7 protein-coding genes are annotated in these 6,706 nt (G+C 66.9%); 1 reads left to right on the top strand and 6 read right to left on the bottom strand.

The window, feature by feature from the left end; translation table 11 throughout:
• On the top strand, nucleotides 1-473 hold a 473-nt coding region (locus tag ACJ73U_RS28910), incomplete at its 5' end, for a hypothetical protein (RefSeq protein ID WP_407780884.1).
• 53 nt (nucleotides 474-526) lie between these two features.
• Here the strand turns inward: ACJ73U_RS28910 and ACJ73U_RS28905 are convergent.
• The 6 genes from ACJ73U_RS28905 to ACJ73U_RS28880 form a co-directional block, all read right to left on the bottom strand.
• Nucleotides 527-2,023 (bottom strand): UbiD family decarboxylase, encoded by a 1,497-nt coding sequence (locus ACJ73U_RS28905; RefSeq protein ID WP_407780883.1) that lies wholly within the window; start codon nucleotides 2,021-2,023, stop codon nucleotides 527-529.
• A 120-nt stretch (nucleotides 2,024-2,143) separates the two neighbouring features.
• Complete coding sequence (locus ACJ73U_RS28900) at nucleotides 2,144-2,719, bottom strand: UbiX family flavin prenyltransferase (protein ID WP_407780882.1); 576 nt, start codon at nucleotides 2,717-2,719, stop codon at nucleotides 2,144-2,146.
• A 3-nt stretch (nucleotides 2,720-2,722) separates the two neighbouring features.
• Entirely contained in the window at nucleotides 2,723-3,535 is an 813-nt protein-coding gene (locus tag ACJ73U_RS28895; RefSeq protein WP_407780881.1) for an ABC transporter ATP-binding protein, read from the bottom strand.
• 8 nt (nucleotides 3,536-3,543) lie between these two features.
• Nucleotides 3,544-4,419 carry an ABC transporter permease gene (locus ACJ73U_RS28890; RefSeq protein WP_407780880.1) on the bottom strand — a complete coding sequence of 292 codons (876 nt, stop codon included), beginning with the start codon at nucleotides 4,417-4,419 and terminating at the stop codon, nucleotides 3,544-3,546.
• Nucleotides 4,416-5,204 carry an ABC transporter permease gene (locus ACJ73U_RS28885; RefSeq protein ID WP_407780879.1) on the bottom strand — a complete coding sequence of 263 codons (789 nt, stop codon included), beginning with the start codon at nucleotides 5,202-5,204 and terminating at the stop codon, nucleotides 4,416-4,418. Before ACJ73U_RS28885 ends, ACJ73U_RS28890 begins: the two co-directional genes overlap by 4 nt.
• 14 nt (nucleotides 5,205-5,218) lie before the next feature.
• Nucleotides 5,219-6,199: an ABC transporter substrate-binding protein gene (locus ACJ73U_RS28880; RefSeq protein ID WP_407780878.1), complete on the bottom strand. Its 981-nt coding sequence runs from the start codon at nucleotides 6,197-6,199 to the stop codon at nucleotides 5,219-5,221.
• Nucleotides 6,200-6,706: the final 507 nt, after the last annotated feature.

Below are 6,706 nucleotides of genomic sequence, written 5' to 3'. Positions count from 1 at the left end.
TGGTCATCCTCGGTGTCATCGGCTTCTTCGTGTGGAAGAACTGGGGCACCGCGCCGTCCAACTCGCAGGTCGGCGACTGCATCAAGGTGAACAGCGTCGGCTCGACCGACGCCGACGTCGAGAAGATCGACTGCAACAACAAGGACGCGGTCTACAAGGTCGCGGCGACCCACGACGACGCCGGCGCGAAGTGCCCGGAGGGTGACTACGTCTCCTACACCGAGACCGGCGGGAGCGACGACCTGCTGCTCTGCCTCACCCTGAACGCCAAGGAAGGCGAGTGCTTCGTGCAGGGCGACGCGGACAAGCGGGTCGACTGCGGCGACCCGGGCGCGACCTTCATGGTGACGAAGATCCTCACCGGCACCACCGACCTGCAGAGCTGCCCGGGCGAGGGCGAGAAGCAGGGCTACGCGTACGCCGACCCGAAGCTGGTGCAGTGCTTCGGACCACCGGACGGCTCGACCACCTGAGCACAGACGAGAACGGGGCGCTTCCCGAGGGAGGCGCCCCGTTCTTCGTCCGTCTACGTGGCCGCGCCGGAACTCTTCTTCGGGGCGTCGGTCGGGCTGCCGCGCTCGGCGCGCTCGGCGGCCGTCCACCTGTCCACCAGAGACTGTGTGGGCGGCACGGGCTCCGGGATCTCGATCTCCAGCCCGTCGATCGAGTACTCCTTGAGCCGCACCCGCTCGTAGGAGTACGTCTTCGGGAACGGGTGGGTCGCGTTGAAGCCGATCTTCGCGCCGAAGTAGTTCGGGAAGGTGGGGTTGAGTCCGTGCCCGAACGCCGCCGGCACGATGATCACGCCGGTCGTCGGGTCCAGCCGGGTGGTCAGCGCCCACTCCACGTCGGACGCGTTGCGGATGTCCACGTCGTCGTCCACGACCGTGACCATCTTCAGCGGCGGGAACGCCGCGAACGCCGACAGCACCGCCATCTGCGCCCAGCCCGCCCGCTTCTGCGAGATCTGCACCACGGCGTGGTAGAAGCCGCAGCCGCCGTGGGAGAAGTACACGTCCTTGACGCCCGGCACCTGCTTGCTCACCGAGCCGAGGACGCTGGCCTCGCCGAGCACGCCCGCCGAGTTCCAGACCTCCTTGCCGCAGATGATGGTCTGGAAGACCGGGTTGGCCCGGTGGTGGACGGCCAGCACGTGCACGACCGGGCGGGGCGCGACCTTCGCGTAGTAGCCCGTGACCTCGGCGAACGGACCCTCGTCGGCTACCTCGCCCGGCACGATCTCGCACTCGAGCGAGTACTGGGCGTGCGCGACCAGCTCGACACCGGGCACGTTCCCGCGGACCAGCTCGATCGGGTCGCCGTGGAAGACCGACGCGATGCCCAGCTCGTCGGTGTCCGGCGGCGCGGCCTCGGCGGGGGTCGCGGCCGCGAAGTGCACGCCGGGACCGACGCCGATGTTCAGCGAGAACTTCAGCGTCTCGCCGCGCCGCTCGGCGTGGTCCAGGGCCATCTGCAGGTGCCGGCCGGCGTCGATGTTGATGTGCAGGCGGTCCCGGTCGACCAGCATGAACCGCTGGATCGACGCGTTCCGCACGCCGGTCTCCGGGTCACTCACGACCACGATGCCCGCGTCGATGTACGGGCCGCCGTCGCGTTCGGCGTGCGTGGGGATGGGCAGCTTGAACAGGTCGACGACCGGCTGGGTGTACTCGCGCACCGGGCCGGTCTCGACGACCAGTGGTTCGACCGCCTTGTGGTGGGGGTCGTTCTGCCACTGCTGGACCTTGCCGGAGATGTGGGACGCGAGCTTCTTCTCGTCCGCGCCGATCAGCTCCGACAGCAGGGCTCGCGACCAGTACAGGCCGGTGAACACCGGGTGCTCGTGCCCGCGCACCTTCTCGAACAGCACGGCCTGCGCGCGTCCCTCGAAGTGGGACGCGACGCTGGCCAGTTGGTGCACGGGGTCCACCTCGGACTTCACCCGTATCAGCTGCCCGGCCTTGTCGAGCGTCTCGATGATGAGACCAAGGTCGTGCAGTGGCGCATGGGTCGCTTCGCTCATTCGCGGCCGCCTCCTTCCGTCGTCACGCGCTCGTCGCCCGTACCTCGCTCCCGAGCCCGTTCATCGGTCAGTCCGGCAGCGGCTCTCTCGCTCCGCTCCCGTGGCGCCACCGGCATGGTGTTAATCCTCTCCCCACCGACGGACGAGGTCCGTCTCGATGTCGAAGTAGTCGAGGACACGACCAATGGTGTGGTCGATGATGTCGTCCAGCGAGCCGGGTCGTGTGTAGAACGCCGGCACGGGTGGCATGATCAGCGCCCCGTCCTCGGCCGCGGCCTGCATCGCCTTGAGGTGGGTCATCCGCAGCGGCGTCTCACGCAGCATCAGGACCACCTTGCGGCGCTCCTTGAGTGCGACGTCGCAGGCCCGCGTGAGCAGGCTCGTGGTGTTGCCGTAGGCGATCTCGGACAGCGACCGGATCGAGCACGGCGCCACGACCATGCCCATGGTCCGGAACGAGCCGGACGAGATCGCCGCCCCGATGTCCTCGCTGGGGTAGTAGACGTCCGCTAAGGAACGGACGTCCTCGAGTTTCATGTTCGTCTCGTGGTAGATCGTCCGCTTGCCGCTGCGGGTGATCACCAGGTGTGACTCGACATCGACCTTGCGCAGCGCCTCGAGCAACCGGATTCCGTACACCGCACCGGACGCGCCCGAGATGCCGACGACCATGCGCGGCCTTGAGGACAGGGACATGGTCTACTCCGCGATCGCTTCGACGGGTACACCGTGACCATCGACTTCGTCCAGGTGCCCGTAACGCAGCAAACGGGCCACCTCGCCGCGCAGATGGACGAACTCGTCGGTCTCCTTCGTCGTGATCTGGTCGCGATCCGGACCCAGCGGGGTCACGTCGATGGTCGCGACGATCGTGCTCGGCGCCTTGCACAGCACCAGCACCCGGTCGGACAGGTAGACGCTCTCGTCGATGTCGTGCGTGACGAGCAACACCGTGGTGTTGTACTCGCGGCGCACGCTCAGCAGCAGGTCCTCCAGCTCGGCGCGGGTCTGGGCGTCGACGGACGCGAACGGCTCGTCCATCAGCAGCAGGGCCGGCTGGCAGACGAGCGCGCGGGCGATGGCCACGCGCTGCTGCATGCCGCCGGACAGCTGCCACGGGTACTTCTCGCCCGCCTCGCCGAGCCCGACCGAGGAGAGCGCCTCCTCGACGACCCTGCGTCGTTCCCTGCGTGCCATCCCGCGTGCCTTCAGCGGGAAGGCGACGTTGCCCTTCACGCTGAGCCAGGGGAAGAGTGACTTGCTGTACTCCTGGAAGACGAACGCCAGGTCCTCCGGGACTTCCTTGATCGGGTTGCCCATGAACCGCGACTCGCCGGCCGAGGGGGGCATCAGGCCCGAGATGGCCCGCAGGAGGGTGGACTTGCCGCAGCCGGACGGGCCGACGATGCAGACGATCTCACCCTTCTCCACGGTGAAGGTGATGTTCCCGAGCGCGGTGTGCGTCTTCGCGCCCGAACCGTAGGTGTGACTGATTCCGGTGACGTCCAGCATGGGACGGTCTACCTCCCGGTGAGACTCTTCGACCTGGTGTGCCAGCCGATCACCCGGTTCTGCACGGCGAGCAGCAGTGCGTTCAGGACGTATCCGAGTATGCCAAGCAGAACGATTCCGGCCCACATCCCAGGCATGTCGTAGGTCAGCTGGGCATAGGTCATCCGGAAGCCGATGCCGTCGAAACCGCCCTGCAGCTCGGAGATGACCATGAGGATCAGCGCGAGCGAGAGGCTCACCCGCAGGCCGGCGAAAATCTTCGGCAACGCCGCTGGGAAGACCACGGTGGCGAGGAACCTGACCTTGGAGAGCCGCATGCTCCGCGACGTCTCCACCACCGTTTCGTCCAGCGTATGGGCACCGTCCATGGAGTTGAGCAAGATCGGCCAGAGCACCCCGAAGATGATCATGGCGAGCTGCATCGGCGTGCCGAGGGTGAACAGCACGAAGAACACCGGGAGCAGCGCGGGCGGGGGGACCGACCGGAGGAAGTTGAGGGTGGGGGAGAGATAGTCGTAGGCCGCCCCGAACCGACCGAGCAGCAGTCCGAATGTGATACCAATCACAGCTGCGGCGGCCCATCCGCCGAGCAACCGGAGCAGGCTCGGCACGATGTCGACGGCGACCAGGTCCGAGAAGAACAGGTGGCTCGGGGGACCCGACAGCCACATGTCGACCATCTTCTGCCCGATCACCACCGGGGTGGGGAAGTACGGGTGCCGGGCCGATGCCGTGGCGAGCTGCCACTGTGCGCCGCAGACCGCGAGCACCACCCACTTGCCGCCGATCTCGGCGGCACGCCGGCGGCGGCTGACCGTCCGGGCCGCCCGTGCGGGCTCGGGCGTGCGCCCGGCCTCGCTCACTCTCTCGTCGAGTGCGGTCATCGGCCGCGATCTCCGTCCGACCAGTTGATCCAGCGCCGCTGGATCCTCGTGAAGATCATGTTGACGATCACGCCGAACAAGCCGGCCACGAACGTGGCCGCGATCGCGACGTCCATCCGGGTGGCGCCGCTCATGGTGGCCACGTAGGTGCCGAGGCCGCCGCGCTCCCACAGCTCCTCGGAGTCCCGGCCGCCACCGGCGAGGATCTCCGTCGAGATGAGCACGATCAGCGCGACGCTCGCCGAGATCCGGATCCCGGTGAACACGAACGGTGTGATGCTGGGCAGCTTCACCGAGAACAGCGTGCGGACCCGGCCGACGTTGAACGCCCGTGCCGTGTTGATCTGCACCGGCTCGATGTCGGCCATCGCGTGCATCGTGTTGAACAGGATCGGCCAGACCGCGGCGAACGCGGCCAGCGAGATCTTCACCTCGGGGTTCGTCTTGATGACGATGGCGGCCAGGGGGATCAGTGCCACCGACGGGATGGGCCGCACGAACTCGACGACGATGCTGAACGCCGAGCGGACCAGCGGCATGCTGCCGAACACGATCCCGATGGGCACCGCGAGTCCGACGGCGAGGGCGAGTGCCATCGCCCAGGAGAGCAACGACTGCGTCAGGTCGAGGGAGAAGCCGCGGTCGTTGAACATCTCGACCAGCCGCGCGCCGATGATCGACGGCGGCGGCAGGAACTTGGGGTTCACCAGGCCGGAACGGCCGACGAGCTCGCAGATCGCGAGCACGCCGACCGTTCCAACGATGTTCCGCGCTATTCGGGACATCGGACCGACGACTGCTAACTACTCGACGTCGCGTAGGGGATGACCAGCTTGGTGACGTCCATCTTGTTGGGCATCATCTGGTAGGACGCGAGCAGGTCGGCGACGCGCTGGAGGCGCTTCTTGTCGATCGTGGTCGGGAACGTCCCGTACCGGACGATCGCCGCCGTCTCCGGGGGCATGCCCGCGAACTTCGGCAGTGCCTCCTCGACGTTCTTGCGGTCGCCGGCCAGCTGCTGGCCCTTCAGCAGCGCCCGCTGGAACGCCGCGACCGTGTTCGGGTTCTCCTTGGCGAACTTCGAGGTCGTTGCGTAGCCGGAGACCGGGAAGTCCTTGGTCGGGCCTTGGCCGGTCAGGTCGACCACGATCTTCCCGCCGATGTCCTTCTGCGCCGCGACGACGAACGGGTCGATCAGGGACGCCGCCTTGACCTGGCCCCCCTGCAGTGCCGGCGCCATGGCCGGGAAGGCCATCGGGGTCAGCTTGTTCGCGTCGAACGGGACGTCGTTGGCCTCGAAGACCGCGCGGATGAGCAGCTCGTTGATGTTGCCCGGCGCGTTGACCGCGATGGGCTGGCCCTCGAGGTCCTTCACGCTGTTGATGCCCGAGTCGGGGGAGGTGACGAGGGCGAAGTTGCTGTTCGGCGTGGAGACGTAGGCCTCGCCGATGAACCTCAGGTCGATGACGCCCTTCTGCTGTGCCTTGATGAACGACACCCAGTTGCCGAAGGACATGTCGAGCTCACCGTTGTTGAGCTTGTCGATCGACTGCGCGCCGCTCTGCAGCAGCGTCGTCTTGACGTCGAGCCCCTCCTTCTTGAAGAGGCCCTTCTCGAGGGCGATCTGCGCACCCGAGCAGTCGATGGCCTGCAAGACACCGAGGTTGATCGTGGTCTTCTCCAGCGGGCCGGCAGCCTTCGCGGACGTGTCCGACGAGGCGTCGCTCCCGGAGTCACCACCACCGAAGAGCCCGCAACCCGCCGTGAGAAGGACGGCCATGGCGGCCGCCAACAGTCCGACCGTGCGGACGGACCCGCGCCTGGCCCGACCGACTCTGCCTGGACGATTCATTGTCTTGCCGTCTCCTGCCTTGTTTTTTGTGCGGCGATCAGCGTTGGGAAAGGTTCCTCACACACGGGCTGCCCCTGCACCGCGTTAAGGAGGACCAGATGTATACCCGCCCGGAGGTATAGCCACTCGATCGGGTACTGTCAACGACTTGTAATCACAAAGAGTGACGACTTGGTCGCAGACCTGGTCTACGGCCCGGTAGTCTAGGAGCAGCGGCGAACATCCGGGGCAAGTGTGTCGTCCACCACTTTTCAAGCGTCAAGAAAAATCAATGGTCCAGTCCATTGACGACGCGGGAAAGATCTTCGGCGGGACGGCCGCGAGTTGCGGCTTCGGAGCCACCACCTGCGGGTTAGATGGATCAGCAGGTGGTAGCGCATGACGGCGGGTTGTCGGGGCCCGCTACACCCGGTTGGGCGGTATCCCGTGGTACGT

This window comes from Actinophytocola sp. (assembly GCF_045807065.1).
Taxonomy (GTDB): Bacteria; Actinomycetota; Actinomycetes; order Mycobacteriales; family Pseudonocardiaceae; genus Actinophytocola.
The sequence above is the reverse complement of the archived record's forward strand: the minus strand, read 5'-3'. Positions and strand labels throughout refer to the sequence as shown.

Coding starts and splice junctions, on each gene's coding strand:
- ACJ73U_RS28895 (WP_407780881.1), bottom strand. CDS start 3,535: ATGCTGGACGTCACCGGAATCAGTCACACCTACGGTTCGGGCGCGAAG.
- ACJ73U_RS28890 (WP_407780880.1), bottom strand. CDS start 4,419: ATGACCGCACTCGACGAGAGAGTGAGCGAGGCCGGGCGCACGCCCGAG.
- ACJ73U_RS28880 (WP_407780878.1), bottom strand. CDS start 6,199: ATGGCCGTCCTTCTCACGGCGGGTTGCGGGCTCTTCGGTGGTGGTGAC.
- ACJ73U_RS28905 (WP_407780883.1), bottom strand. CDS start 2,023: ATGAGCGAAGCGACCCATGCGCCACTGCACGACCTTGGTCTCATCATC.
- ACJ73U_RS28900 (WP_407780882.1), bottom strand. CDS start 2,719: ATGTCCCTGTCCTCAAGGCCGCGCATGGTCGTCGGCATCTCGGGCGCG.
- ACJ73U_RS28885 (WP_407780879.1), bottom strand. CDS start 5,204: ATGTCCCGAATAGCGCGGAACATCGTTGGAACGGTCGGCGTGCTCGCG.